The 25,122-nt window shown below is 40.3% G+C and carries 30 protein-coding genes and 1 tRNA gene; 28 read left to right on the forward strand and 3 right to left on the reverse strand.

What is annotated here, in order from left to right; genetic code table 11:
- Window positions 1–162 precede the first annotated feature (162 nt).
- From POW22_RS08235 to POW22_RS08245, 3 genes are all read left to right on the forward strand, one after another.
- Window positions 163–588, forward strand: coding sequence for a hypothetical protein (locus tag POW22_RS08235; RefSeq protein WP_272832165.1), 426 nt, complete (start codon window positions 163–165; stop codon window positions 586–588).
- Between the two features lie 121 nt (window positions 589–709).
- Window positions 710–1,468: a thioredoxin family protein gene (locus tag POW22_RS08240; RefSeq protein WP_272832166.1), complete on the forward strand. Its 759-nt coding sequence runs from the start codon at window positions 710–712 to the stop codon at window positions 1,466–1,468.
- 131 nt (window positions 1,469–1,599) lie between these two features.
- Window positions 1,600–2,190: an aspartyl/asparaginyl beta-hydroxylase domain-containing protein gene (locus POW22_RS08245; protein ID WP_272832167.1), complete on the forward strand. Its 591-nt coding sequence runs from the start codon at window positions 1,600–1,602 to the stop codon at window positions 2,188–2,190.
- A 74-nt stretch (window positions 2,191–2,264) separates the two neighbouring features.
- On the opposite strand, the gene POW22_RS08250 is transcribed toward POW22_RS08245, so the two are convergent.
- The gene (locus tag POW22_RS08250; RefSeq protein WP_272832168.1) at window positions 2,265–2,996 is read right to left on the reverse strand and encodes a bacteriorhodopsin-like; all 732 of its coding nucleotides are present in this window, start codon (window positions 2,994–2,996) and stop codon (window positions 2,265–2,267) included.
- Window positions 2,997–3,100: 104 nt separating this feature from the next.
- On the opposite strand from POW22_RS08250, the gene POW22_RS08255 reads away from it, so the two are divergent.
- The gene (locus POW22_RS08255; RefSeq protein WP_272832169.1) at window positions 3,101–3,985 is read left to right on the forward strand and encodes a Brp/Blh family beta-carotene 15,15'-dioxygenase; all 885 of its coding nucleotides are present in this window, start codon (window positions 3,101–3,103) and stop codon (window positions 3,983–3,985) included.
- Window positions 3,986–4,033: 48 nt separating this feature from the next.
- A complete protein-coding gene (locus POW22_RS08260) occupies window positions 4,034–5,257 on the forward strand; it encodes a cytochrome-c peroxidase (RefSeq protein WP_272832170.1) in 1,224 nt (407 codons plus the stop codon).
- Window positions 5,258–5,305: 48 nt separating this feature from the next.
- Here the strand turns inward: POW22_RS08260 and POW22_RS08265 are convergent, their stop codons facing one another.
- Window positions 5,306–6,322, reverse strand: a complete 1,017-nt coding sequence (locus POW22_RS08265; protein WP_272832171.1) for a M28 family metallopeptidase — start codon at window positions 6,320–6,322, stop codon at window positions 5,306–5,308.
- Window positions 6,323–6,540: 218 nt separating this feature from the next.
- Between POW22_RS08265 and POW22_RS08270 the strand changes: the two genes are divergently transcribed.
- The 23 genes from POW22_RS08270 (at window position 6,541) to POW22_RS08380 (ending at window position 24,475) form a co-directional block, all read left to right on the forward strand.
- On the forward strand, window positions 6,541–6,951 hold the full coding sequence (locus POW22_RS08270) for a hypothetical protein (RefSeq protein ID WP_272832172.1): 411 nt from the start codon (window positions 6,541–6,543) through the stop codon (window positions 6,949–6,951).
- A 3-nt stretch (window positions 6,952–6,954) separates the two neighbouring features.
- Window positions 6,955–8,739, forward strand: a complete 1,785-nt coding sequence (locus POW22_RS08275) for a hypothetical protein (RefSeq protein WP_272832173.1) — start codon at window positions 6,955–6,957, stop codon at window positions 8,737–8,739.
- A gap of 58 nt (window positions 8,740–8,797) precedes the next feature.
- Window positions 8,798–8,882: transfer RNA gene (locus POW22_RS08280), tRNA-Ser, on the forward strand.
- 585 nt (window positions 8,883–9,467) lie between these two features.
- Entirely contained in the window at window positions 9,468–10,118 is a 651-nt protein-coding gene (locus POW22_RS08285) for a hypothetical protein (RefSeq protein ID WP_272832175.1), read from the forward strand.
- 156 nt (window positions 10,119–10,274) lie between these two features.
- The gene (locus tag POW22_RS08290) at window positions 10,275–10,850 is read left to right on the forward strand and encodes a hypothetical protein (RefSeq protein WP_272832176.1); all 576 of its coding nucleotides are present in this window, start codon (window positions 10,275–10,277) and stop codon (window positions 10,848–10,850) included.
- A 36-nt stretch (window positions 10,851–10,886) separates the two neighbouring features.
- A complete protein-coding gene (locus POW22_RS08295; protein WP_272832177.1) occupies window positions 10,887–11,318 on the forward strand; it encodes a hypothetical protein in 432 nt (143 codons plus the stop codon).
- A 120-nt stretch (window positions 11,319–11,438) separates the two neighbouring features.
- Window positions 11,439–11,996, forward strand: coding sequence for a hypothetical protein (locus POW22_RS08300; protein ID WP_272832178.1), 558 nt, complete (start codon window positions 11,439–11,441; stop codon window positions 11,994–11,996).
- Between the two features lie 160 nt (window positions 11,997–12,156).
- Window positions 12,157–12,846: a hypothetical protein gene (locus POW22_RS08305; RefSeq protein WP_272832179.1), complete on the forward strand. Its 690-nt coding sequence runs from the start codon at window positions 12,157–12,159 to the stop codon at window positions 12,844–12,846.
- 73 nt (window positions 12,847–12,919) lie between these two features.
- Window positions 12,920–13,564, forward strand: a complete 645-nt coding sequence (locus tag POW22_RS08310; protein ID WP_272832180.1) for a hypothetical protein — start codon at window positions 12,920–12,922, stop codon at window positions 13,562–13,564.
- Between the two features lie 215 nt (window positions 13,565–13,779).
- Window positions 13,780–14,361: a hypothetical protein gene (locus POW22_RS08315; protein ID WP_272832181.1), complete on the forward strand. Its 582-nt coding sequence runs from the start codon at window positions 13,780–13,782 to the stop codon at window positions 14,359–14,361.
- Window positions 14,358–15,272: an NAD(P)-dependent alcohol dehydrogenase gene (locus POW22_RS08320; protein WP_272832182.1), complete on the forward strand. Its 915-nt coding sequence runs from the start codon at window positions 14,358–14,360 to the stop codon at window positions 15,270–15,272. The genes POW22_RS08315 and POW22_RS08320 overlap by 4 nt, the downstream gene beginning before the upstream one ends.
- A gap of 23 nt (window positions 15,273–15,295) precedes the next feature.
- Entirely contained in the window at window positions 15,296–16,330 is a 1,035-nt protein-coding gene (locus POW22_RS08325) for a serine hydrolase domain-containing protein (protein ID WP_272832183.1), read from the forward strand.
- A gap of 220 nt (window positions 16,331–16,550) precedes the next feature.
- Window positions 16,551–16,967: a cytochrome c gene (locus tag POW22_RS08330; protein WP_272832184.1), complete on the forward strand. Its 417-nt coding sequence runs from the start codon at window positions 16,551–16,553 to the stop codon at window positions 16,965–16,967.
- Window positions 16,964–17,830 carry an alpha/beta hydrolase gene (locus POW22_RS08335; RefSeq protein WP_272832185.1) on the forward strand — a complete coding sequence of 289 codons (867 nt, stop codon included), beginning with the start codon at window positions 16,964–16,966 and terminating at the stop codon, window positions 17,828–17,830. The genes POW22_RS08330 and POW22_RS08335 overlap by 4 nt, the downstream gene beginning before the upstream one ends.
- Window positions 17,831–17,886: 56 nt before the next feature.
- On the forward strand, window positions 17,887–18,348 hold the full coding sequence (locus tag POW22_RS08340; RefSeq protein ID WP_272832186.1) for a hypothetical protein: 462 nt from the start codon (window positions 17,887–17,889) through the stop codon (window positions 18,346–18,348).
- A 60-nt stretch (window positions 18,349–18,408) separates the two neighbouring features.
- Window positions 18,409–18,795 carry a hypothetical protein gene (locus tag POW22_RS08345; RefSeq protein WP_272832187.1) on the forward strand — a complete coding sequence of 129 codons (387 nt, stop codon included), beginning with the start codon at window positions 18,409–18,411 and terminating at the stop codon, window positions 18,793–18,795.
- 4 nt (window positions 18,796–18,799) lie between these two features.
- Window positions 18,800–19,483, forward strand: a complete 684-nt coding sequence (locus tag POW22_RS08350; protein ID WP_272832188.1) for a DUF6624 domain-containing protein — start codon at window positions 18,800–18,802, stop codon at window positions 19,481–19,483.
- 209 nt (window positions 19,484–19,692) lie between these two features.
- Entirely contained in the window at window positions 19,693–20,361 is a 669-nt protein-coding gene (locus POW22_RS08355) for a hypothetical protein (protein WP_272832189.1), read from the forward strand.
- Between the two features lie 45 nt (window positions 20,362–20,406).
- The gene (locus POW22_RS08360) at window positions 20,407–21,024 is read left to right on the forward strand and encodes a hypothetical protein (RefSeq protein ID WP_272832190.1); all 618 of its coding nucleotides are present in this window, start codon (window positions 20,407–20,409) and stop codon (window positions 21,022–21,024) included.
- Window positions 21,025–21,157: 133 nt separating this feature from the next.
- Window positions 21,158–21,811, forward strand: coding sequence for a helix-turn-helix domain-containing protein (locus POW22_RS08365; RefSeq protein ID WP_272832191.1), 654 nt, complete (start codon window positions 21,158–21,160; stop codon window positions 21,809–21,811).
- Window positions 21,812–21,871: 60 nt separating this feature from the next.
- Entirely contained in the window at window positions 21,872–22,612 is a 741-nt protein-coding gene (locus POW22_RS08370; RefSeq protein ID WP_272832192.1) for a LytTR family DNA-binding domain-containing protein, read from the forward strand.
- An 89-nt stretch (window positions 22,613–22,701) separates the two neighbouring features.
- Window positions 22,702–24,174, forward strand: a complete 1,473-nt coding sequence (locus POW22_RS08375) for a serine hydrolase domain-containing protein (RefSeq protein WP_272832193.1) — start codon at window positions 22,702–22,704, stop codon at window positions 24,172–24,174.
- A 55-nt stretch (window positions 24,175–24,229) separates the two neighbouring features.
- Window positions 24,230–24,475: a hypothetical protein gene (locus POW22_RS08380; protein ID WP_272832194.1), complete on the forward strand. Its 246-nt coding sequence runs from the start codon at window positions 24,230–24,232 to the stop codon at window positions 24,473–24,475.
- Between the two features lie 9 nt (window positions 24,476–24,484).
- On the opposite strand, the gene POW22_RS08385 is transcribed toward POW22_RS08380, so the two are convergent.
- Window positions 24,485–25,012: a hypothetical protein gene (locus tag POW22_RS08385; protein ID WP_272832195.1), complete on the reverse strand. Its 528-nt coding sequence runs from the start codon at window positions 25,010–25,012 to the stop codon at window positions 24,485–24,487.
- Window positions 25,013–25,122 lie beyond the last annotated feature (110 nt).

A 25,122-nucleotide genomic window follows, 5' to 3' on the forward strand; every position in this document is an offset into this window, starting at 1 on the left:
AAAAATTATTTAGACAAATTCTAAATAAAGAATTTCACGGGAGACCCCATGCACATATTATGATCTCCCCGATCAATGAGTAAATGATCTTTAAGAAATTACGCTCAACATGTTCTCAGAACATTTCACTAACTTGAAGTACAATTAAACCAACAACGTATTATGAAAAATCTAAAAAAATCCCTCTTAGCAGTTGGAGTAGTAGCCTTAGGGGTTGCCGTTTATGGTTTCACCACTGCGGATGAACCCACAACACCGACTGTTGAAACTGTTGCGCCTGTAGCCGCTCCTGCCAGTTCTATTTCTTTAGACAACGCCCGTTTGCACCGAAACTTGTTTTTAGCAGAGAATCCAGAAGCTGCTTCTGATTTCACTTTTGACTACGAGCAGGTAAAGCAATTCATTGAGCATATTGAATACCGCAAATCTCAGGGCGAAGATGTGAGCAAGATCCGCGTATACCTATCGCAATATGAGAATGGAGAGAATACTGCCTTTATTGCGCCTATCAAGGAAGACGGGAAACCGAATTACGATATTGAAGTGATCAATATTGGACAACAAGGAAGACCACCAGGACACTACTAGGCTGTTTAAAACTTTATAAAACGCAAGCTCTCAACGGCTTGCGTTTTTTGTTAGAATACCCGTTATTGGGTATGGATTGCAGCTGCTTTTAGGCCGTAATTTGTTTTCAAATAATAGAATCATGAGAAATTTTTGCACCGCCTTATTGGTACTTTTTGGATTGACCTCCGCCTTTGCCCAAACAGAAATCAGCGACTTTGAAATAGAAGATAGACTGCTGGTCAATAATGACCGCCTCATTATCATGGACTTTTACGCCACCTGGTGTGCGCCTTGTAAAAGAATGGAACCCATCATTGCCCGCTTAGAAGAAGAGTTCCCCAATGTGGACTTTTACAAAATGGACGTGGATAAAAATGAGGCCGATGATGTCTTAGAAGTAGAATCCATCCCAACCTATATCTTCATTAAGAACGAGGAGAATCTGGAATGGGTAGAGGGCGCTATGTCCTATGAAGACATGAGAGCCAAAATTTTACAGTATAGCGGAGGAAGTGGGGGCTCAGGCAACGCGCCGATCACTTCTGTAACCGATGATTTTGACCCAGATTATTATCACGGGGATTCAGACGAATTTAGCTCGTCAAAGATCCGTAGTTTATCTGGAGATTGGAGTGCTTTAAATGAGCTGGCATGGCACGCCTACTTGGAGCACAACGATGTAACCGTACTTTTAAAGGCGATTGATATTGCTAATCAGTCCATTGAATTGGATGAGAACTACTTCAACGTAGATACCTTGGCAGCTTTGCTCTATAAGACTGGGAACTATACTCGCGCGCTCAAAGAGGCCAAACGCGCCATTTCTTTAGCCAAAGAAAACGGAATGGACTATGAGGCCACAACAGAGCTTATTGATAATATCATTGATAGGATGTAATCCACCTTAAATAAAGATGCATAAAACCACCGCAAACGGTGGTTTTTTTGTAGGGGTAAACCCCTGATTTAAGGAGTAAAGCTTGCCCACATAGCGGTATTTTATATCTTTAAATCACTAAATGATTCACCATGTCCGCAACCGCTACTCCTGTATTTAAAGATCGTATTCAACTGCCGTTTCATTTTGATGCAGCAAAGATCTATGAGGAGTTCAAAGCGCTACAGCGCAATCAATTTGAGTATTATGATGTAGTGCCGATGCGTTCGCCAGCACATTTGGTAGACCGCTCCATTGCGTTCCCACCTCCTGCAGAGGACTATGCAGACGGAACATGGTGTGATTGGTTGAACAATATAGAATTAGAATCATCACCCTATACCAAATCCATAGTGGAGCAGTTTCAAAAGCACGCCACCGTCAATTTGGTACGCTTGCTGCGTTTGGCGCCGGGAGCCGTTGTAAAAGAACACACGGACCCTACCCTGGGAATTGAAATTGAGCGCTCCATGGTGCGATTAACCATTCCGGTATACAATGCGCCAGGGGTGGAGTTTTACTTAAACGACAGCTTATTAACTATGAAACCGGGGGAGTGCTGGTATTTGCGTTTGACAGATCCGCATAGAATAATCAATGCAAGCTCAGAAGAACGTGTAAACCTCACCATTGATATCATTCCCAACGATTGGTTTAGGGCCCAATTAGAAAAACATCAATAAATCAAAAAACCCTCCGCGATAGCTCGGAGGGTTTTTCTAATGCCACTTAGGCATTACAACATAAGTGGGTAGTACTATTCGGCAGTCGAAGTTTGTTGTACAGCAAGGTTGTAAATAACCAAACCGAACCCGATTTTGTTGATCGCATCTGCAATGTTGTAGAATACGTCCATGCTCAATCCACCAAAGATTCCTTCATACCATCCTGGCGTACCGGCCATGTATCCGATAGGGTAGATAGCCCATCCTACCAATACGAACCAGCAAAGGATCTTGTGTGAACTTGCAACGGATCCTCCGGCAGCTTTGGCAAGCTTTGCAGCTCCGCCCAGCCAGATCTCGTACACAATAACAAAGTAAGCAATTCCAGAGATAAGACCCCACAACCAAGCGTTGTCTCTATCTACTCCTTCTCCCCAGTATCCAGTGACTAGCATCACTACAGACAATAGGATCAACTTCCACATTAGGGACTTTTTGGCTCCTGCTACCTTTAATATTAGGTAGAACTCCACACACATAAGTGGTACAGTTAGGATCCAGTCCACATAACGGAAGAAGGTTGGTGACTCCATATTGGTTGCCCAATAATCACGCATGTACCAATAGTGTACTGCAGCAATGAAGGTAATGAGTCCGGAAACGAGAATTGAAGTTCTCCATTTACGGTCAAAACTGTTCATTGAAAGAAAGAAGAAGGCAGAAGCTGCCATCATGGCCATACACCCTACAAAGAAGGTGAAGCCTACGTAATCGTCTGGCGCCAATTTAGGTACCAGTGAAATAAGGTTAGCAAAATTTTCCATATACGTATGAATTATTAATAAATTTGTTGAACTAAAATTACGAATAATTAAACAAAAAATGGTTATTTTGTTTAATAATTTAACACATTAGTTAAACAAAAAACATGGTAAAGACCCGCGAAATACTGATTATTATTACGTTTTTCAGCTTATGGCTTACCAATTATTTTGCTGCGGGTTCTCAGTCAATTTTAGCATTTTCACTCCTTTTTTCTGTAGGTTTAATTCACGGATCGAATGATTTGCAGCTTTTAAACAAGACTTTTTTCAAGACTAAAAGGACTACTTTTTTCACGCAGTTGGGATTGTATCTATTGGTCGTGTTCACTGCCTTTGCCTTGTTTTTTTGGTTGCCTGTAGTTGCCTTGACCTTATTCATCTTAGTGAGCGGCTATCATTTTGGAGAACAACATTGGGATGAATTCTTTGGCAGAAGTGTCTGGAATAAAATGTTTTACGCTTCTTACGGCTTAGGGATACTCTTTTTACTTTTCTACCTAAATCCAGAAGACACTACAGCGGTCATTGAACAATTAACAGCATTTGCGGTCCCAAAAGACTGGTTTGTTTATGGTCTAATAGGTTCAGGGGCTGTATTCGGACTCTTATTAATAAAGTATGCTTACCAACAAAAGATAGCTCCAGCCAAGCTGGCTCAAGAACTTTTATTGTTGGTTGTTTTTACCATTTTATTCTATTGGGCGTCTTTGGTTTGGGCCTTTACGATCTATTTTATCTTTTGGCACAGTATTCCTTCTATTAAGGAGCAGGTGCAATATCTCTATGGCAAAGTGACTAAGAAAAGCGTTTTGAAATATCTGCGCGGGGCCGTTTGGGTTTGGCTGATCTCTATGGTAGGACTGTTGGTTTTCTTTAAGCTGATGGAATCCGGGAACCAATCCTTCTTGACTATTTTCTTCTCTTTTTTGGGTGCGATTACCTTTGCCCACACGGTGATCATTTCCAGAATGTTTGATCAACAAAATTAAAATTAAACCTTTTTGGTATTTTGTAGTCCAACTGCAAACTACTGAACAATGAGATTATTCCCCAAGATGGCCCTTGCGGTGTGCTGCTTTTTATTTTTTGCCTGCTCCAATGACGATTCCTACTCGGACGCACCAGACAATGGCGATACCCAAAACGACAATAACGATCAATCCGGAGGAGACACTGGCGGAAACGATACTGTGGATCTGAGCCTTTACTTTGATGGCTCTATTAATCTGGATAACCTAGCAAACTACGCCAATCAGGAGGTGCCAGACTTTATTGATCTGGATCAGACGGGTCCCGATTATATCACAGATGCTGGAGCTACTCTCGGGCGTGTGTTATTCTATGATACTAATTTGTCTACCGACAATACTATTGCCTGTGCGAGTTGCCACCGACAAGAAAACGGCTTTTCTGATCTGGCTTTAGCCAGTACGGGAGTTAATGGCAGTACAGGAAGACATTCCATGCGACTCATCAATTCTAGATTTTCTAATGAAGGTCGATTCTTTTGGGACGAGCGCGCCTTGTCTCTAGAAGATCAGAGTACCCAGCCCATTAGAGATCACAATGAAATGGGCTTTTCTGGAGAAGCTGGAGCTCCAAACTTTGAAGATCTTTTAGCGCGCATGCAAGATATTGAGTACTATCCGCTGCTTTTTACAGCGGCATTTGGAGATGAAACCATTACCGAGGCACGAATGCAGCAGGCTTTGGGACAATTTATAAGCAGCATTCAATCCTTTGATTCTCGCTTTGATGAAGGCCGAGCGGCAGCACCAAATGATGGCGCGCCCTTTGCAAACTTCACGGCTCAAGAGAATCAAGGCAAGCAATTGTTTTTGGCGCCTCCCGACTTTAACGGAGCCGGAGAACGCATTGGAGGAGGAGTGGGTTGTGCCGGTTGTCACCGCGCCCCGACCTTTAGTATTGATCCTGCTAGTTTGAACAATGGGGTAATGGGCGTTTTGAGTGATCCTGGAGCTACTGATCTGACCAATACCCGATCTCCGAGTTTGCACGACATACAAAACAATGGACCCTTCTTCCACGACGGATCTGCAAGTTCTTTGGCCGCCGTAATAGAACATTATAATTCGGGTATTGAACTCAACGCCAATTTGGATCCGCGTTTGCGGCCGGGTGGAAATCCGCAGCGCTTAAACATGACCGCAGCAGAGATCGATGCACTCATAGCCTTTTTAGAAACACTCTCAGGAAGTTCAGTCTACACGGACACCAAATGGTCTGACCCATTTTTATAGAACAAAAAAACCGGCGCTAAGCCGGTTTTTTTTTAATCTTGTTTGCCGCTATGGCTTTACCTTGTCTGCTGTGATGCGTCCTTCGCGATTGGCAACCTCCCAAGCAGTTAGGAAGATCAATTGCGCACGCTTAGCCATAAGTTCATATTCGATCTTGTCTGGCGTATCGGTGATCTGGTGATAATCTTCATGTACTCCGTTGAAGTAGAAGATGATCGGAATGTTGTTCTTAGCAAAGTTGTAGTGGTCTGAGCGGTAGTAGAAACGGTTAGGATCGTTCTCATCATTGTAAGTGTAATCCAGCTCCAAGTTCACAGACTTGCTGTTCACCATTTCTGATACGTCATGCAATTCTTGGCTGAGCTTATCACTCCCGATCAAGTAAATATAGTCTGGTCCACCCGCTTTGTCTGGGTCAATACGCCCAATCATATCCGTGTTTAGATTACAAACGGTGTTTTCTAAAGGGTAGATAGGATTGTCTGTATAATAGCGCGATCCGTACAGCCCGATCTCTTCTCCCGTAACGTGCAAGAATAGAATAGAACGCTTAGGTCCGTTTCCTTCTTTTACAGCTTGTTGGAAGGCCTGAGCCATCTCTAGCATAGAAACTGTACCGCTACCATCGTCATCAGCACCATTGTAGACATTACCTTTCTTGTCCATTCCTACGTGGTCGTAGTGCGCGGAAAGAACGATCACTTCATCTGGGAATTCAGAACCTTTGATAAAGGCTAAAACGTTCTCTGAATCCTTTGGATCACGAGCGCGAGAGAAGTAGCTCGCTGGGATATTCTGGTAGTACTCTTCAGCAGTCACACCTCCGGCAATACCTTCTGACTTATAAAAATTAACCAAGTATTCTGCCGCCATCTTTTGTCCTTCCGATCCTGTCATACGTCCTTGCATTTCATCGCTTGCAAAGGTGTATAGGTGAGACTTTAGATCATCTACAGTAATGGATGCTGCGTAATCCATATTGGTCTTGTCGGCTTTTTTGTTATTCTGAGCCGGTCCGCAGCTAATGATAAAGGCCGTTAAAACGCCCATTAAAGTGTACTTCATGTTCCGATTTTTATTGTTGAAGTGATTCCCACTGCGTAAATCCGCAGGGCTGAAAACCGAGTAAAGATAAAGCAATCCCCAAGTTTTTCTGTGAAATATTTGTGAAAACCAAACCCTAAGTTGGGTAGGTGAAAACCCCTGATTTGTGAAAATACCCGCTATTGGGGATTAATTATTGCGAAGCTCCTACTATCTTTAAGTCAACTAATCGCACTACCATGGCACTATTGAATACAACCATCATTAACATCCAAGATCACACGATCGCCAAACAGCAATACGATAATTTAAATACACAGAAATGTATTTTGATGGTGGTTTTGGGTGATTCTGAAAACATTGCAGAAGGAGTAGCATTGGCAGACGAACTAGCAGACACTTCTCCTGGAGGTTTTGCCCGCAAGGTGATGTGGGTTAAAGATTTTGTTACCCTCAAGGCAGACTTAGAACCGTATTTGACTGCTGCGAGCATTATAGAAGACGATACTCCTTATGAAGAGATCAAAGTATTTTGCCTTACGTTAGCGCCGCGCAAGGCCAACTCTAGAATTCATAAGAACGGTCAAATGACCTTTGTAAAACTCGAGAAGCTTTTTGTAGAAGCAGAGTCTCAATCTATAGATCAATAAATCATGAAAAAATTCCTCCTACCGCTGTGCCTATTGATCCTGAACTTTGGGCAGGCTCAGTCCATCATTACTATGATAGAAAAGACCAGCTATGGTTCTGACACTATAGCTAAATCCGGGCCTCAAATTGTGGATATCAATGGTAATTTGAGCTTATATATAGATAAGGAACTGTTGGCAGAAAAGATAGCAGCGGAGTATCCGCAATACCAGGCATCCATTGACTTACAAAAAAAGATAGATGCTCTAGATTCAGCCTTATCGCTCCAAGAGCAAATATTTGCAGATGTTAAACGAACAACGCTTAATACAGGAGACTTAAACGCCTTGTATTCGGGACTCAATCAATTTTATCAGACCCTAGATGCTCCCGCAAATACAGCCTTAGCTGCCGAGGTGAATGACTTATTCAACGATTGGCGTGCGCTTTACGGGCGCAACGGAATAAGCTCCGATAAAGAAGTTCCAAAAGAAGTATACATATTGTCTCGACTTAATGATGAATTGGGAAAGCTTAAAACGGATTTAGAAAATAGTCCAGGTAAGTCTTACAGCATAAGCATGGTAGCTTATATGAGCAGTAAATTAGGCTCAGATCGTGTCCATATTGAAAACTTTGATAACATAAAGGAAAAGGAGGTCTACATCGTACAACGGTGGGTCACTACACTCAGTGATGATCAATTGAAACAACTTCAAAACATAAAGGAGCGGGCTGAAAAATACAATGCTGAGGCCCCCAAGGTCTTTGAACAGCTCAAGCAAAGTCTGTTGCAAAACTTTCCTGATTTAGCCTGTATTGAAACTACCAAAACTGCCATTGTTGATTTTGTGAACTCCAACCCTTTAGGCAATGTGGAGGCTGCATTGAAGGATAAGGCCAATGAGGTAGTGGCTGAGTACAATGCGATTGTGTCCTTAATAAATAATGCTAAAGCGCAGATATCGTCGTGGAATATTGATTCGGTATTTGAAATTTTGGACCTTGTACAGTCCCTACAAGCTAAGCTTAAAGACATAGAGGAAACTTTCACGAATTTTCAAAGTATTCTGGATACTTTGCAGCAATTAAAGACCAAGGCGGCTGTGCTCTACAAAGATGCATCTAAGTGCTACAGCAGTGTTAGAGATGCCGTGAATGCTATAGGGCGAATGACGGGCTTGTTAAAAAATCAAAGCGATCGTTATAAAGACAATTTGGATTTAGGAGATGAGATCCTCAAGTTCACTTTGAATGATCTGCCCAGTGAAGGATACATTAGACTCAAAGGCGCTGGCCCGCGTGAAGCAGGTGATAATTTGGAAATAAATCTTGTCCTGCTTGTGCCTAAATCAAACGCCCCGGAGAATGCTGCTGTTTCTGATGCCTACGACCCGCGTAGATTGGAAACCTGGGATTTACAGATGGAGATTATTGGTCTGAGATCTGAAACTTCTGTAGGGATTATTATGGCCGAGCCATTGAACGCTGAAAAATTACAGGGAGAATTGCCGGATGACCGACGTTTCTTGTATGCACCTTCTGCCTCGCTTTTACTCAAAATCGGTTCCAGAAAACACCGATGGTATAACGATTTTGTTGACTTAGGTTTGGGGATTGCAATATCAACACCAGACTTCAATACGGACGGAACCCCAGAGTTTGGCGTGGGAGGGATGCTCACCGTCTTTAAAGATATACTCAGCGTTGGATACAGTTACAATGTGACTCTAGATGTCCCTTACTGGCACTTTGGGATAAACCTGCCTTTTAATTTACCTGGAATACCTATTAATACACCCAAATAAAAAACAACACTTTTCTTTTTTATAAAACAAAGGAGTGATTATATTTGCAACCGCTTAAGGAGAAATGGCAGAGTGGTCGAATGCGGCAGTCTTGAAAACTGTTGAGGGTCACACCTCCGGGGGTTCGAATCCCTCTTTCTCCGCAAAAGGAAACCCGCAACGAGAGTTGCGGGTTTTTTAATTTAAGGCCGCGGCAAATGCTCGCATTTGTAAGCGGTCGTAATTAAAAAACCCAATGCGCTGCGCGCATTGTGGGTTCAATGCTTGCTCAGGATTCCCTTATGGGATGTTTTGCGCAGCAAAACAATCCCTATTCTCGCATTTGTAAGCGGTCGTAATTAAAAAACCCAATGCGCTGCGCGCATTGTGGGTTCAATGCTTGCTCAGGATTCCCTTATGGGATGTTTTGCGCAGCAAAACAATCCCTATTCTCGCTTTCGTAAGCCCGCGTAATTAAAAAACCCAAACGGCTGTGCCGTTTGTGGGTTCAATGCTTGCTCAGGATTCCATTCCGGGATGCTTCACGAAGTGAAGCAATCCCAACTAGCGCCTCCCGCTTACGCGGCTACCTTAAACAAACATCCACAGGATATTTGGTTCTGCAAGCAGAACTTCATTGCGGTAATGCTCGGAATTCTCCTTACTTCACATCCTCTTTGAAATACCCGCTAACGGGTATTGAACGCAAAGTATTGAATCCGCATCTTGCGACAATAAAACTTACAGCGATGAAATATCTATTTACACTTTTACTAATGGTGACAATTAATTTAAGTTTTGGTCAATCAGACAGTGACTTTTTGATAATTGGAGATGCAGATACTGAAGGATGCATTGGAGTTTCTAAACCAGCATTTATAAAAAATGTTTATACATCTGTAAATGTAAAGGTTACCTACAAGCGACTTGAAACCGATAGAGTTGATCTAGAACGAATGACAAATATTTTATCTCCGGGCCAGCAAGTCAAAATTGGATGCGAGGTAAATGAGGGTGGCTTTGAAAGAAGATTTCAAGTAATAGATGTAAAAGTATTGGGCGGAAACAGTGATGATAATAAACGCCAGATATTAGACGGCACTCCATTTAAAGTCACTTTAAATGGAACAAACTGTCCTTCTGACGATGGTTGGACAGGCAGTGGTGACCCATTAGGCACTTTGCTCTGTGGCAAAGTTTACAAAGGATTTTATTCCAATGGAAAATATACGATTACTGGGTATCATGAAAGAACCAGACGAGAGGAGACGCACACTTACGGAAATGCTAATCCGAGTACTTATGGAATATCACTTTGGGGTGTTTTTATGACATATACTGAAGAAGGCCAAGTTATACATCCCGTTTATGGCGTGGTTGGTACTCTTTCGTTTAATTGAGTTCAATTATAACATTTTTCTCTCAAAGTCTTTTGTTGTCTTTCAGCTTCTTCTCCACAACATTTTAAGTCATTAAATAAAGTTTAATTAATTAGTAATCAACCCTACCCTTTACAATAATGTGTAATAACAGTTGATCACAGCTTCTAGAATACAATGAAAGATTTAGCACTTTGGGGAAATTTTTTAGCGGGATTGGGAGCGCTTTCAGCGTTAATAATTTCAATATTCCAGATTAGACGAAATTCAAAATTTCATGAAGCAAATTTTTGGCTAAAGCTCAGACAAATGTTCAATGAAGAAGACCGAATTTATGTTCATCGGGAATTAAGGAAAGGAACATGGATTTCGAAAACACCTATTGATAAAAGTGAGTGGTCAAAAATTGAAGATTATATGGGTTTAATGGAGGTATGTGAAGGGATGCTTCAAAAGAAAATAATCAGTGAGACTGTTTTTAAAAACTTGTATGAATATCGCATTTATAATATTTGCTGTAATAAGCAAGTCGTGCATCAAAAGTTAATTTATGAATATTATGATTGGCATTTATTCTATCGATTATTGGAAAGACTTTATGGCGAGGATTGGAAGGATTTCTATACCTTCATATCAAAAGCAAAGATTGGTTACAATCAGGTCAAAAATGAAAATGCTTTATTAGCTAAGTTCGATGCTGACCAAAAAATTCAATACAGCTATTTTATCAAAAAACTAAATATTGAATTGTAGCCTAACATATTATTCTCCGATCCTACCTTCCACCACATGAAGAAAACGCTTTGTACACTTTTTGCGCTAATTGGTTTTTTGTTTTACGCGAATGGACAGGCGATCAATGACACGATTACCAACTGGCAACTGTATAAAGATTCCGAATTGATTTTAAAGAGTCATGATTTCAATTCTGTTATTCAAGAGGCTGAAATTGAAACTTCTGAGGAGTTTTCTCAACTGATTGTACGCGTCAATTATGATACAAGAGTTAATGACGTTTTCTCAAGACGCCTTTGGTTTCGTTACGACGAGGTAGATGTTCTTTCCGTGCAAGATATCGCTAAACTGGAGGAACCCCTTATTTTGAGCAAAGAAGCTTTGTCGGAAGTTTTAGAAAACTATTTACGTAAGCCCATAACGGTCTTTTATCAAGATGCAAGTCGCAAACACCCAATCCTAATCGGCATTCTCAACTTCAAGTGACCTAATGTGTTTCACGCTATTTAAAGTAAAGGAACTCCTTTGCACCCTCCCTCAAAATCAATTAACTTTAAAAGCATCCTAAAACAGTTTTAGACTTCTGTCTGAAATCAAAACCATCAAATGTCAGACAATCTCAAAATTTTCCAGGAGGAGTTCTTAAACGCGGATTCATGGCCGAAACGAAAGGATGGAGTCCCTTTGTGTTTGTTGGATAATTTATCTGACACAGAAAAGGAAATCGCAGAGCAACAGCTTTTAGAGCGCCTTAGTTTAAAAGATGATTGGCCAATTAGGGGCTTGGGACATTTAAGATCTCAGAGGCCACTTAAAAAGCTTTATGAGCTGCTACCGCAGAGTAAAAAGGCCATGAAAATAATTATTGCCCATGCTATTTTTCAGATCAGTGCAGATCAAAAAATGATTGACACAGTTTTGAGCGAAGTGCCTCAGATTAGCAATCAATATGAATTGATCCCTGTGGTTTATTTATTGCCGGATTTTAAGGACGAGCGCGTCAATCAAGTATTGAACGCCCTGAGAGATCATAAAGAATACTTAGTCGCTTACAACGCTACCCAAGCCATGGGGCTTTCAATAGCTGCTGTTGTTAATCGGTTTAGGGCGGAAGATTCTCGCGGATTTTGGAGTCGACTATGGCGCAAATTCAAAGGAAATTAATGGCCGTCTTATATAAAGGGATCCTTTGATGCTTTGCACCCTTGCTGAGAAAGGATTAAATTTATGTAGAAACAACAAGCCAAGTATAAGACGGTATACTAGCCCTGTCTAGAACCGTTAGTATTTGGTCACAATCAACTTCAGCTCACTTTCAATCAGCATGAAAATCAAAAACATCAAAAAATACATCTATGAATTCTTATCGGTCTTCTTTGCGGTAACCTTTGCTTTTTTGTTGGACAGTTGGAATCAGAATAAAAATCAAAGATTAACAGAAAAGACCATTTTAAAAGAAATCTACAACGGGCTTGAAAGAGACAGTATTGACTTGCATAATGACGAACTCGCTATGCAATACAACCTTAAAGCGGTTGACTATTTCAGGAAAATTGTCAATAATGTTGAAGTGGATAACGATTCGCTCGCCACTTATTATTTCTATCTGACTCGAGATGCCGTTACCATTCAGAACACCTCGGGCTATGAAACCCTTAAATCTGTCGGTTTGGAGATCATAGAGAATGATTCTTTGAGAAAAGCCATAATTGATTTGTATGAAGTGCGGTATAAGTTGTATCAGAAATTTACCGAGGAGTATGACGAGAATAAGTATATGCGGAACTATTTTGCGACGATCAACAACTCCATCGCGCCAAATTTTAAATACGACCCACGAGGAAATATCATCGGCATTGAGCAACCCATTAACCTTGAAGAGGAAGAAAAGAACACAGTGTTGAGCTATCTATGGCGATTGCAAGTAAACCGAATGGACAGGGAAGGAGCAATTAAAGGCAATAAGGTAAAAATAGGGGAGATCAGAGCATTTATAAGTGAGCATATTGAATGAAGCATTCATTGCTGATAGCGATAAATAATCACCCATAGCCTACCGATAATCAAATTTTAAACCCTGCATTGAAATGATCAAGTTTTTAGAAAAATACCTAATCACCAATTGGTGGATTCCAATACTACTATTTGGAATTTCAATGCTTCATTTCATTTTTGCCCCAATGCTTACCGGTTCCGGGTTCGGATTTTATCTACTCGCGATATTTAGTGGAATATTGTTGATTTCTGCGGTCGTTCAGTTTTTTAAAGGAAGAATTTTTATAGGTCTATTTCAAATAGCTTTTATAGCTGTACCATTGTTGTTCCTCGGGTTAGTAACTTATGTGTTTGTTGGATTTGTTGGCCAGCTGGAAAGTATTGGTAATAATCAATTAGCTTATGATAGCATCCAGCCACTTATTGAAGAGAAGACGGATTTAGTTATTCCAGACGATTATGAGGTTTGGGAAAACACTATTCAACATACAGAAGGAGCTATTGATTCTGATTATTCTTTAGAGTTGACTTTAGTTTATAATGACTGGGATGAAGCAGCTATTATGCGGCAGATTCACTACCATTCTGAATTAGAGTCGGAGAAAGGCGTATGGAAAAAATATAACGACGGATATGATTTCATACATCATAACAATGAAATCAACAGAGCGGAACCTTTTTATTTTAAAGTCGATACAGTACTTAATGAAATAACCTTGAATTTAAGTCACCTCTAAGTCTTGATGTAAAGCCATTACCACATTTTAAATAATGCTCGCGTGAGACCGCGGCCGTCATTTATTGATCAAAGCTTAAAGGAAGTATTCAGTTGTAAAATGGCGGATTCGAACAAAAGAAACGATAAAAATATAACTGAACATTAATTTCAATCTGATTTTGTCTGTAACGTTCATTTAAAGTTGTTGTCTAGTATTAAGACTAAACAATTAAAATGACGTACCGGATTTTATTTCAAACAGGTCTTGGTTTTTTACTGCTCGGACAAATTATTTTATCTAAGGGAAATGCCTTTGTTTATGAGCTAGAACCCATTGATTTTGCCCATTGGTCTTTATTGATCGGTACGGTTTTGTTAATTCCTCAAGTCATATCCTTCCCGAAGAAAGCAGTTAGTTTTGTAGGTATTCCTCTCACTATAATTGGAATAACTTGTATGATAGGCATGTGCGTTATAGATTTCATCTTTTGGAGTTTTCCCACGGATTCACTTCGAAATGAATTTGCCAGCCATCTAAGCGCAGAGCCTTCCATCTGGAAAACATTCATGACCATTGGGCCCAGTTCAAAGGTTTTTAATCTTGGCTTGCTTATTTTGAGTTTTAATTATTGGAAAGATCAAAAGATTGGTATTGATTTATTGGTAATCGCCACTTTAATTTTATGGCATCTGATTCCAACGCCGCACCGATTGATCTTTGGTTATTCGTTCACATTTGTTGCCTATGCGATCATTCTTTTTGGAGGTACAATTAAAAAAAGAATACAACAGCACAAACACCTCAATGAAATATGAAAGCAGCAGTATATAAAAAATATGGCCCACCAGAAGTCCTTCAAGTAAAGGATGTGCAAAAACCTACGCCTAAGGATGACGAAATTCTAGTAAAAATACATGCGGCTACGGTAACTGCTGGTGACGTAAGGCTACGCAGTTCTGATTTTCCACCTTTGTTTTGGCTTCCAGCGAGACTAATTTTTGGACTTTTCAAACCGAAGAAAAACATATTAGGACATGAATTGGCTGGCGTTGTTGAAGCCATCGGAAAGAATGTCACAGCATTTAATATTGGAGACGCGGTTTTTGGAACTACAACAATGTTAAATACTGGTTCCCACGCTGAATATGTTTGCCTTCCACAAAAATGGAAAAATGGTGTAGTCGGATTGAAGCCAGAAAATTTGACTTTTCAAGAGGCTGCGGCTCTTCCAGTTGGTGCAATGACGGCTCTTTATCTATTAAAAAAGGCCAATTTGAAAAGTGGACAAAGCGTTCTTATTTATGGTGCTTCCGGTAGCGTTGGTAGTTTTGCTGTACAAATTGCGAATCAGCGCGGAGCTTCTGTGAAAGGGGTTTGCAGCACTTCTAATTTTGAAATGGTGAAATCACTAGGAGCTTCAAGTCTGTTAGATTATAAAAAAGAAGACTATTCCCAGGGGAATGAAAAATTCGATATTGTTTTTGATGCCGTCGGAAAAACAACAAAATCAAAGGCAAAAAAGGTACTTAAAGACGCAGGCTGCTTTGTTACTATAAAAATGCTCACTCAAGAAAAAGACGACCATCTTGAACTTATAAAAACGATGGCCGAGGAAGGTGAACTAAAACCATTCATTGACAGGTCTTTTAAACTTGATAATATTGTAAAAGCCCATCATTATGTAGATACAGGTCGCAAGCGTGGGAATGTCACCATAGAGATCTAAAAAGGGAATAACTTTCAAACACCATGAGTCAGAAGCGCACCAAAAGTGTATTGAGAATAGTTTTGTTTTTGGGTACAGCAATCTCCTTGTTTTTTGTGCCATGGCTATTGGTGAAGGCATGGATACTGCCACTGCCAGATACCATACAGCAACAGGCGGAGCAAGCTATAGACCATGGTTTTGATGGAATTGTTGTTTATGTGGATCAAGGCGGTGAAATGCCTCAGTATTACACCGCTGGTTGGCATGAAAGAGATGCTAAAATACCAGCCAAGCCCGATGCTCTATTTAAGATTGCCAGCATTAGTAAACTCTATGATGCCGTAGCGGCCACTAAATTGGTTGCTGCGGGAAGGCTTGATTTGGATAAGACAGTTAGCGATTATCTACCTGCATTAAAAGGGAGCATTGAAAACGCAGAGAGAATTACCTTAAAGATGCTGATACAACACAGAAGCGGCATTCCTAATTTTACTGATACTCCCAATTTTTGGGCAGCTCCGACAGAATCCTTTGAAGAAAGTCTTGCATTAATTTCAGGGAAGCCAGCCAATTTTGAACCCGGAGCAGACTATGAGTACTGCAACACCAACTATCTTCTAATTAATAAGATAATGGATGATGAGTTGGGTTACCCTAACTTTAAGTTCATTCAAAAAGAAGTTCTTGAGCCACTAGGGCTCAAAAATACTTTTGGTTCAGTAAGTGAGGTAGATTTAGCTCAAGTTATGAGTGGCTATCATGTGGGCTATTCTTCCGATTTAAAGAAAAATGACCACGGTATGCACGCTACAGCCGCAGACGTGGGAACCTTTCTCAGAGCCTTAAATGATGGTTCTATATTTAAGACAGGTGAGAGAGAAATTTACATTTCTGTTTATAAGTTTGAACATGCCGGATGGGTCCCTGGATACCAAAGCTTTGCAAAGTATCACCAAGAACTGGATGCCGTAGTGATAGCGTTTTACAACACAACTGATCCTAAATTGTATAATTGGAACCTATCAGAGATCATAAATAAAAGGATATTTAAAATTTTGGAAAGACAGCAAAACTGATTTCACCCATTAGCACTATGATTCCGCGAAAAAATATAACTCAAAATTCAATTCCTTCTTCAGATTTAAATTTCTTAATTTAAAGGGAAATTTAAAACGGTCGAGACTCATGGTGGAGCAATGTAGCTGCATCAAAGCTTGGTAAAAAAACACGACTTATTTTACCATATTTAAAGTGAACTGATATAACACAAGTACTAACTTAGGCGGAGCAGTGACTATGAATAAACTGACCAATCGAATTCTTATCTTGTCATCACTTTTCTTGGTTTTTACTATCGGGATTTCTTTTGCATTGTACACCTATAGTGAATCTGCACAGGCATTCTGCGCAACAGAATTGCCTGAATTCTATTGTGGAACAGAATCCTCTGTTCTGACGGAGAAAGGGCAAGTTGGAAAACAAATTTTTAATGCTAACTGTGCGGCTTGCCATAAACTCAATAAAAGGATGACAGGACCCGCCTTAGCAAAAACGGACTCTATACTTTTCTGGAATTGGATGACACTAAAGAACAATCGGTTGGATAGTACCAAATTCAAAGAGCTAGGTATTGAATATCACCAAATACAGTGGTCTCAATTGATCAGTGAATCCGAATTGAATGCACTCTTTGAATATCTAAATACACCTTGAAACCACTACACCTCATACTTCTGCTGCTTTTGGGCTTTGGGAAATCATTTGCCTTACAAGATGATTCGCCAAGCAAAACCTATACGCATGAACTGATTTCTGAAGCGGGGAACGAATACTTAATCAAGGTCACAACGCCACCTGATTATTCCACAGATAAGCAATACGCTACACTCTATTATTTGGACGCTTGGTGGTTGGAAGACTTGGTTAATGGGACTTACAATGTTCTCAATTACTCCCAAAACATGGAGCCGGTGATATTGGTGGGAATCTCCTTAAAAGGCAATGAGCGCGATTTTAACGCTCAAAGAACGCGAGATTATACACCAACCCCTTTTGATATGCAGCTCATGAAGTTTCCTTTCTCCATTCCGCTGAAATCTGGAGTGTTTGAGGTTAATGAGGAGAATTCTGGAGGAGCCACTTTATTCAGAAAGTTCCTCAAGGACAAAGTCTTTGAAGTCATTAGTTCGAGTTATGCGGTCAATGAAAACAAACGCGGCTTTTTGGGACATTCCTTTGGAGGACTCTTTGGCGTTTATGAGCTGTTCAAAGAGGATTCGCTCTTTACGGATTATATTGTAATAGCGCCTGCTTTGTGGTGGAATAAGTCTGAAGGCTTGTATGAAAGCTTGACACGAATCCAAGAGCTTGATTCTTGGAGCGCCAATCTCTATATCTGTTACGGCGCTCTAAACGATCTTTTCGTGGTCAAGTGGACGGACCGATTCGTTGCTCAATTGGAATCAAATCCAGTAAAAGGCTTGAATTATAAATTTGTTCAGTACCCCGAAGACGATCATGTTTCTGTTTTACCCAAAGCCATTTATGACGGACTTCAGTTCTTATTTTTGAAATAAACCAAGCATATCATTTTCTTATGAAAAGATACCTATTAATACTCATAACGACACTGTTGATTGTAGGTCTCTGCTACGGTCAGAATACTCAAAAAGAATTAAAACCAGAACTTATTGGAACTTGGCAGTTTGTAGCATTAACAGACGCTCAAAACAATAAAGTAGATACCATTTTTCATAATATTCCTGGTGTAGCTAAAGCAGGATGGGAAATTCCTAAGGGACCACTTTTGCGTTATTATGAGGACGGAACTTATACTAAAGAGTTCACCCCTGAGAATATAGACACTGGCAAATGGTATTATGACAAAGAAAACAGCGCAATAATTCATCTGCTTTATTACGACAAACCTTATAATGAGTTTGCTCAGTACTTAATAGATGAAGGTCATGCCCGAAAGGATGAAAATGGAGACTATTATGAGAAGATCACGAATTCAGTCTATGAGATAACCGATCAAACACTTGTACTTCTTGAACGTGGTGATCGCAGAAGGATATTTGTGAAAAAGTTGTGAATAGGTTTAAGTTTTAAAACATAGATTCGATTGAAAAATCTGAATTACAAAAGCATATCAATGCTACTTTATGGGGTTTCTTTGATCACACCCATGTTCTTTGGAGATGATGTTGTCGGAGCACTGGGATTAGCATTTGGCTGGTTAGGAATATTCGCCCTGGACCCCTATGTGACACTGCCTTGGTTGGCCAACTTTTTGTATTTCTTCAATTTGCTCGCAAAGAAAGTAAATCTAAAAACTCAAATTAAGATCTCTGCGCTTACTTTAGTATTTGGATTGTTTTTAGTTGGATTTCACGATTTACCCATAAATGAAGGCGGAGGAAGCGTTCAAGTCACCGTTGGGATCGGGTTTTTGTTGTGGATGTCCAGTTTTATTGTTTTGCTGATAGGTCAAGTTAAATTCAATAAATCACATATAAGTATCAAAAACGAATCAGAATAACCCAATGAATAGATTACTAAGCATAATCATAATAAGCCTTATAATAATAAGCTGCAAAGAGAAAACAGCAGAACAGCCAGAGACCGCCAAGGTGGTGTTTGATCAAGAGCTGGCTAATGAACTGGAACAAATGGGCGAGCTTGACCAATTGGCTGCACGTCATGCCTATCCGCCGGAAGGCTACAAACATCTTAGTCTAGAACAGTGGAAGGCCGTTAAAGACAGCATTTATAAGACCAACCAGAAGCGCTTAGTAGAAATGATCGACGCTTATGGTTACCTCGGTTTTGATCGTGTCGAAGAAGCTGGAGAAAGTAATTTTTGGGTGATGGTGCAACACTGTGATCACGATCCGGAATTTCAACAAGCCGTTTTAGCGCTGATGAAAGTGGAGGTGGATAAAGGGAACGCCAGTCCCCATAATTACGGTTTACTTGTTGATCGTGTAAATTTGAACACCGGTAAGCCACAGGTCTACGGCACCCAAGTGACCTACAACCATGATATTGCGCAAGCGCTTCCGATCAATTTAGCAGACAGCGCTACGGTAAATGAAAGGCGTAGTGCATTGGGCATGGAGCCTTTGGAGGTTTATTTAAATGATATGACCCTGATGCATTTTGAAATGAACAAAGAGTTCTACGCAGAAAAGGGGATCACAGCCCCTACATTGCATAAAACACAATAAGCACTATCATACCGTAATGAAAAGAATATTCGGATTATTAATCGTGGTAAGCCTAAACCTTGCCTGTCAAGAGCAACAAAAGACCTTTCCGAAGTGAAAACGGTACACAATACCAGAACACTTGGATTACTCGCTTCTATCATAACCAACGATAGCTTTCTTGTAGAATACCTTAGTTGAAATTTTAGTAGCTTTAGAAAAAACGCAGCATGAACAAACTGTTATCACTTTTGCTTTTATCTCTTGTTTTGATTTCTTGTAAGGACGAGGCCAAACAAGCAGATTCTACTAAGACCGCCGAACCCACAGAGCCTATCATTGCTAAGGTATATGAGGAGAATTTTGATCTGAGAAAAGATTCCATCATTTTTAACAGCGGTACTATTGAGAATTTTGACCCAAACGGAAACTCGATTGATGTTTATTGGATTGGGCAGGAGCGGGACACGGTTTTACGGTTTTATAGAAAATATGACACGGCCATGAACCTTATTGGTGCCGAGTATTATGAAGAAGGCGATACCGAGCCCAGCAGAGATACGGTTTATTTTAATGCTGAGGGCTTAAAAGTGGAAGCCTCCCTAAACGCTGAAAATCAGATCTCTTGGAAGTCTACGATCACTCCAGATACGAACGGAAACCCGGTTCTCAAGACTTACGAGAACGGAAAAGGGGAGTACCGCGGTTTGGACAGTCTCTTTTTTGATAGTCAAGATCGGGTGATCAAGGGGTTTTATAAAAATTCTAAGGGAAAGCGCTACAGCGTAAGAACCTACGAGTATGTGAAATCTGATGAGAAAGGCAATTGGACAGAGCGCAAAATGTTTAAGAACGACACTCTAAATCAAAAGCAAGTAAGAACCATTACTTATCATTAAGGGTTGAACTACAACTTGAAATTTTAGACGCTTTATAATCGTTGCATGAAAAACATCTTTGCACTCCTTTTTATTATCACCACTTTAAGCCACGCCCAAACCGAGTCTAAGTATAACTTTAATCTTGGAGCATGTATCACTGAGCAAGAAGCAAATGAATTGGAGTATGCGCTGTCTTATTTTGAATCTCAAGTGCAGCAGCGTTTTGGCAATGAGGATTTAAATAGAGCAATCTTTAGCTATTTGGAAAGCCTTTATGTCCCTTCTGAAGGTGCTTATGATTTGGATCCAAGTTTGAATAAAGAGGTGCCAAAAGTCTTAGAAGGTTTAAAAAGCAGCGGTCTTTTTGATAAGATCTGGATTCCACTACGTGAAGCTGATCCAGCTGCAGTAGATCAAAACGGAAATCCCCCTGATAAGAACATTCTTGTGTTCAATGCAGACGGATCTTTTTACAAATGCGTTCTAGCTTCTAAAACCAGTTCTATAATTAAGCGGTACATCAGTTATGAATCTGAGAATCCAGGATTTAATTTTTCGTTTTCTGCACGCTTTATAAGAAGAGGTCTAGAAAAACAGGAATTAGACAATGATTTGAATCGTTTGGTGATTGCCCTTGGGTTTTATTATCAATTCATGTATTCCATGAATAATGAGGATTGAGACTAATAAACTGCCTAGTTTTAAACTCAATATAACCCTCGACATACTCTTGTCATAAAGATGACGGCAGGTTGACGTAATCAGTAAATAAGTCTCCAAAATACATTTGCTGAAACATCAAATTATATCAAAAATGGAAACAAATAAATTAGGTCAAAAACTCAAAGAACTCCGAGCTTTACGAGCAATGTCTCAAGAATATCTGGCTGAGGAATCTCGAGTAAGTCTCAGAACAGTTCAAAGAATTGAGAACAACGAATCTACACCTACTGGCGAGACTTTAAAGCGAATTGCAAGTGCTTTGGATGTGGATCTCACGGCCCTATTGGGAACGGACCAACCCAGCCAAACGAATGATGTAAAAGCAACGATTATATACCTCAAAAAGCAATTAGCAAATTCTTCTGTTAAGTCAGAGGTCAAGACCTTTGAGAAGTTCATAAGTCTTTTAGAGAACCTAAAAGACAAGGATTTGAATTCCCAGCAGCAAGAGGCTATTGATAGTTATTTGCGCTATCTGGAGTTGGAAAAAATCCCCTCCATCAGCAATGAAGTCTACAAGCAAAAGTTCACTAAGTTTAAAAAGTTCTTGAAAAGCAAATTGCGTTTTGTCCCTGAGAAATATTACACTACCATGGGTTTTAGTTTTGCCATTTCCTTTGTGGTTGGACTTTTGGTTACCAAAGCCATCGGGTTGGAGTTTATCCTAATTGGCGCAGCCATAATAATTACTTGTGTGTTCATGGATCTCAGAATTAAAAGTCAAGGGCGGGCTTTGCGGTTCTAGAAAACCCCTAACTTTACTCAAAACTACTGCTGTTGACTTCTGTAGCGGTGGAAGCAGTTCATGAACCAAATTAAGACTTCCTTTAAACCCAATTTTATCATTGCCCTTTTGGTAGGCGGTTGGCTGTTGGTCTTTATCATGCTGGTAAGGCCGTTTCAAGAAGAGCCATTGTCTTTAGGGCAATGGATGGTGTTGGCTTTGGGATATAGTTTTATTGCAATGGGCTCTTATGTGCTCATCATTCCCATCCAGCTGCAATTGTACATTAGACTAAAGCAGTGGAATTTTCGCCTTGAGGCTTTATTAGTACTGCTTTTCTTTACAATCGCCTTAATGCCCAGTTACCTCTATCACCGCAGTGATGTGTTGAATGGGCTTTATGAGTTGCCTGAGTTTTTAATGAAAGTCTTCCTGCCTTCTGCTGTGGTCTTAACGCCGCTGCTGATCTTTGCCAGAATGTATTTGATCAAAGTCTCCGAAAAAGAAGATCAATCCGTGGTGATTCGAGGTACTTATAAAATGGACTATTTGAAAGTTTCGCTGCCGAATTTGGTTTGTGTTTCCAGTGCACAGAATTATGTGGATGTATTTTTTTTAGACGATGGAACCCTACAAAAGAAGACCATTCGAACCTCACTGAAAAAAGTAGAAGATCAAGTTCCAGAGCTGCTGCGGGTGCATCGTTCTCATTTGATCAATACCAATCACTTCCAATCCTGGAAGAACAGCAAGACCCTTTCCCTAACGCAGATTGAAATTCCTGTGAGTAAGAACTACAAAGAGGCCTTAAGCACCCTGTAATTTCATCCCTAATAGCACACTTTTCGTAACTATAGCAAGACTTTCCAGATTTTTTATGGAGCTATTGAATAGCTTGCCGCAAAAAAGTTATGCCACGAATATTTGCCCTTAAGCTGATTGCTCTTTGCTGTGTGATTCTATGCCTAATAAGTTGTTCTAAAGACTCCGGTGATATCAAAACACTTCTCGGAACAACCCTAAGCCAGCAAACAATAGACGCCTTTTTAGATCGAGAAATGAAAGCATTGAACATACCGGGTCTATCCATTGCGATCATTAATGAGGGGCAGGTGGTTTATCATCGGGTCAAAGGAATGGCCGATAAACAAAAGCAGCTTCCTGTTGATTCGCTTTCCATTTTTGAAGGTGCTTCTATTTCTAAACCCGTCTTTGGTCATTTTGTGATGACGCTGGTAGATGACGGCTTGTTGGATTTAGACAAGCCGCTTTATCAATACTTGCCCAATCCAGACATTGCCCACGATCCGCGCTACAAAAAGATCACAGCCAGAATGGCGCTTTCCCACAGAACAGGCTTTCCCAATTGGCGGGATGATTACCCGGAAAAGGAGCTGTTTATTCAGTTTGAGCCGGGAAGTGAATATCATTATTCCGGGGAAGGCTATCAGTATCTGGCAGAAGTGATCCGACATCTTTTAAAAACCAATTGGGCTGGAGTAGAGGCGGAGTTTCAAAAAAGAGTGGCCCATCCTTTAGGAATGCGGCACACTAAATTCATTCAAGACGACTATATACGCAAACACAAGGTACAGCCCTATGATCAAAGCGGGCAATGGATCGACAAATACGCCAATCCATGGTGGGCGAGTCGTGATTCGGTCTTTGTGGCGCCAACTACACTGCATTCAGAAGCGCTGGATTTTTCCAAATGGATGATCGCCATGATGAATCAGCAAGGTTTATCGCAAGAGGGGTTTACAGAACTATATAAACCACATTCAGAGATTTCAAACGGTTTATTGCAACAAGACTACACTCTAGGTTTTACTAAACTCGCCGTGCTGAATCGCGCAGAACTCTTTACCCACAGTGGGAATAACGACGGTTTCTCTACCTACTTTGCTTTTGACAAAGACAAAAAATGGGGCTTCGTGTTCTTTGCTAATGCCTCCCGAGCAGGTGAAGCCTTAGCCCAACATTTGAGCTACAGACTATTACTCTCGGGAACCGTGTGGAAAATAGGAGTCATCGTCTTGGTCTTTGTCTTTGGGTTGATGCTGCTATTAAACAATCTATTTGCGCTTTTATTCAAACCAAGAGCAGTTGCATCTCGAGTTAGAAAAGTAAATCTATTGATTGGACTGACCGTCTGTGTTTGGGTTGTGGTTTTATTACTACTAATGCTTTCTCCCGCTTACGGATGGATCAATTATTTATATCCATTGGCGCTTTTTAGTGTGTTGCTCTTAGTAGCCTTCAGCCTAAAACAACTCAGAAAACAAACGGATACTCAAGAGAGAAAAAATTCAGGTATGATCTTTCAACAAGTTTTGCTTACCCTAACTGTTTTTGCAGGGCTGCTCTTAATTTTTGTCGAATAGTCGGATAAGCACTGGAGCCCTATTGCATCTTGCTCAAAAAGAACTATTTTCACCTATGCAATTACAAAATCAATCCAAAGAACTGCTCGAAAAAAAACTTCGCAAAACGCTAACAACAGTAAAGATCCTAACTTGGGTTACCGTGGCTCTAGCTGCCTATTGTATTTTTTGGTGGTTTACAGACCGTGAGGATTTTGACTGGAATTTTGGATTCATCATCCTCTCCATTGTACTGATCATTCAAGCTTTAGGCAAAAGAGCAAAGGGGATCATGCAAGAGTTGGATAATCAAGAAGAGTGACTTTAAGTGTCAACGTATTTCCACCCCAAATGTATTCAAGATCACAATCACAAACATAAAAACAAACAGTATTGCTGAAATCAGCACTAAAAAGTTGTTAGACCGGAAGCGGCGTTCCAACTTTTTAGGTTCTTTAAGTTTTTTTTCAAAATCAGGATGCTCTTTGCCTAATACAATTTTAGTGTAAGGGTGATTGCAATACTTTAAAATCTCGTCTAGAACCCTGTTGATTAAACTGTTCGTCCTCCAAATAGCTAGGAGCATTAAAAGAAAAAAGGAAATCCCAGCCCAAATTGCTAGTGTAAACAGGAGTTGATTAGACTCTGAATACACTTGGAATATTGTAAAAAGGAAGGCCGCGGCAAAAAGGCTGTAGTAGTTGAATCGCTTAGCAAAAAGCTCCTCTAAAAACCGACGTTCTTCATCTAAATCTTTATAATCCTTCGATTCACTGTTAATGCATGGAGGGTCAACTTCTGGACTCTTTGGACTTCGATTATTATCATTTTTATCACTAGTACTACCTACATTTTCCATACTTAAAGATACAACTATTTAGGCGTCAGCGTGACATTTCAGGTATTGTTCAAGCAACAGGCTTTGTGCAGCAAAATTTCCCCAAGGAAATCTGCCAGCCAAGTCGTAAA

Origin of the sequence: Gilvibacter sediminis, from assembly GCF_028561565.1 — a bacterium.
Lineage (GTDB): Bacteria > Bacteroidota > Bacteroidia > Flavobacteriales > Flavobacteriaceae > Gilvibacter > Gilvibacter sediminis.

Bases quoted from the DNA above. Each gene is read 5' to 3' on its own strand.
- POW22_RS08300 (WP_272832178.1), top strand. From the start codon at position 11,439: ATGTCAGACAATCTCAAAATTTTCCAGGAGGAGTTCTTAAACGCGGAT.
- POW22_RS08330 (WP_272832184.1), top strand. From the start codon at position 16,551: ATGAATAAACTGACCAATCGAATTCTTATCTTGTCATCACTTTTCTTG.
- POW22_RS08355 (WP_272832189.1), top strand. From the start codon at position 19,693: ATGAACAAACTGTTATCACTTTTGCTTTTATCTCTTGTTTTGATTTCT.
- POW22_RS08380 (WP_272832194.1), top strand. From the start codon at position 24,230: ATGCAATTACAAAATCAATCCAAAGAACTGCTCGAAAAAAAACTTCGC.
- POW22_RS08370 (WP_272832192.1), top strand. From the start codon at position 21,872: ATGAACCAAATTAAGACTTCCTTTAAACCCAATTTTATCATTGCCCTT.
- POW22_RS08260 (WP_272832170.1), top strand. From the start codon at position 4,034: ATGAGATTATTCCCCAAGATGGCCCTTGCGGTGTGCTGCTTTTTATTT.
- POW22_RS08270 (WP_272832172.1), top strand. From the start codon at position 6,541: ATGGCACTATTGAATACAACCATCATTAACATCCAAGATCACACGATC.
- POW22_RS08310 (WP_272832180.1), top strand. From the start codon at position 12,920: ATGATCAAGTTTTTAGAAAAATACCTAATCACCAATTGGTGGATTCCA.
- POW22_RS08325 (WP_272832183.1), top strand. From the start codon at position 15,296: ATGAGTCAGAAGCGCACCAAAAGTGTATTGAGAATAGTTTTGTTTTTG.
- POW22_RS08245 (WP_272832167.1), top strand. From the start codon at position 1,600: ATGTCCGCAACCGCTACTCCTGTATTTAAAGATCGTATTCAACTGCCG.
- POW22_RS08385 (WP_272832195.1), bottom strand. From the start codon at position 25,012: ATGGAAAATGTAGGTAGTACTAGTGATAAAAATGATAATAATCGAAGT.
- POW22_RS08250 (WP_272832168.1), bottom strand. From the start codon at position 2,996: ATGGAAAATTTTGCTAACCTTATTTCACTGGTACCTAAATTGGCGCCA.
- POW22_RS08365 (WP_272832191.1), top strand. From the start codon at position 21,158: ATGGAAACAAATAAATTAGGTCAAAAACTCAAAGAACTCCGAGCTTTA.
- POW22_RS08265 (WP_272832171.1), bottom strand. From the start codon at position 6,322: ATGAAGTACACTTTAATGGGCGTTTTAACGGCCTTTATCATTAGCTGC.
- POW22_RS08345 (WP_272832187.1), top strand. From the start codon at position 18,409: ATGCTACTTTATGGGGTTTCTTTGATCACACCCATGTTCTTTGGAGAT.
- POW22_RS08285 (WP_272832175.1), top strand. From the start codon at position 9,468: ATGAAATATCTATTTACACTTTTACTAATGGTGACAATTAATTTAAGT.
- POW22_RS08320 (WP_272832182.1), top strand. From the start codon at position 14,358: ATGAAAGCAGCAGTATATAAAAAATATGGCCCACCAGAAGTCCTTCAA.
- POW22_RS08235 (WP_272832165.1), top strand. From the start codon at position 163: ATGAAAAATCTAAAAAAATCCCTCTTAGCAGTTGGAGTAGTAGCCTTA.
- POW22_RS08375 (WP_272832193.1), top strand. From the start codon at position 22,702: ATGCCACGAATATTTGCCCTTAAGCTGATTGCTCTTTGCTGTGTGATT.
- POW22_RS08240 (WP_272832166.1), top strand. From the start codon at position 710: ATGAGAAATTTTTGCACCGCCTTATTGGTACTTTTTGGATTGACCTCC.
- POW22_RS08275 (WP_272832173.1), top strand. From the start codon at position 6,955: ATGAAAAAATTCCTCCTACCGCTGTGCCTATTGATCCTGAACTTTGGG.
- POW22_RS08360 (WP_272832190.1), top strand. From the start codon at position 20,407: ATGAAAAACATCTTTGCACTCCTTTTTATTATCACCACTTTAAGCCAC.
- POW22_RS08255 (WP_272832169.1), top strand. From the start codon at position 3,101: ATGGTAAAGACCCGCGAAATACTGATTATTATTACGTTTTTCAGCTTA.
- POW22_RS08290 (WP_272832176.1), top strand. From the start codon at position 10,275: ATGAAAGATTTAGCACTTTGGGGAAATTTTTTAGCGGGATTGGGAGCG.
- POW22_RS08305 (WP_272832179.1), top strand. From the start codon at position 12,157: ATGAAAATCAAAAACATCAAAAAATACATCTATGAATTCTTATCGGTC.
- POW22_RS08295 (WP_272832177.1), top strand. From the start codon at position 10,887: ATGAAGAAAACGCTTTGTACACTTTTTGCGCTAATTGGTTTTTTGTTT.
- POW22_RS08315 (WP_272832181.1), top strand. From the start codon at position 13,780: ATGACGTACCGGATTTTATTTCAAACAGGTCTTGGTTTTTTACTGCTC.
- POW22_RS08350 (WP_272832188.1), top strand. From the start codon at position 18,800: ATGAATAGATTACTAAGCATAATCATAATAAGCCTTATAATAATAAGC.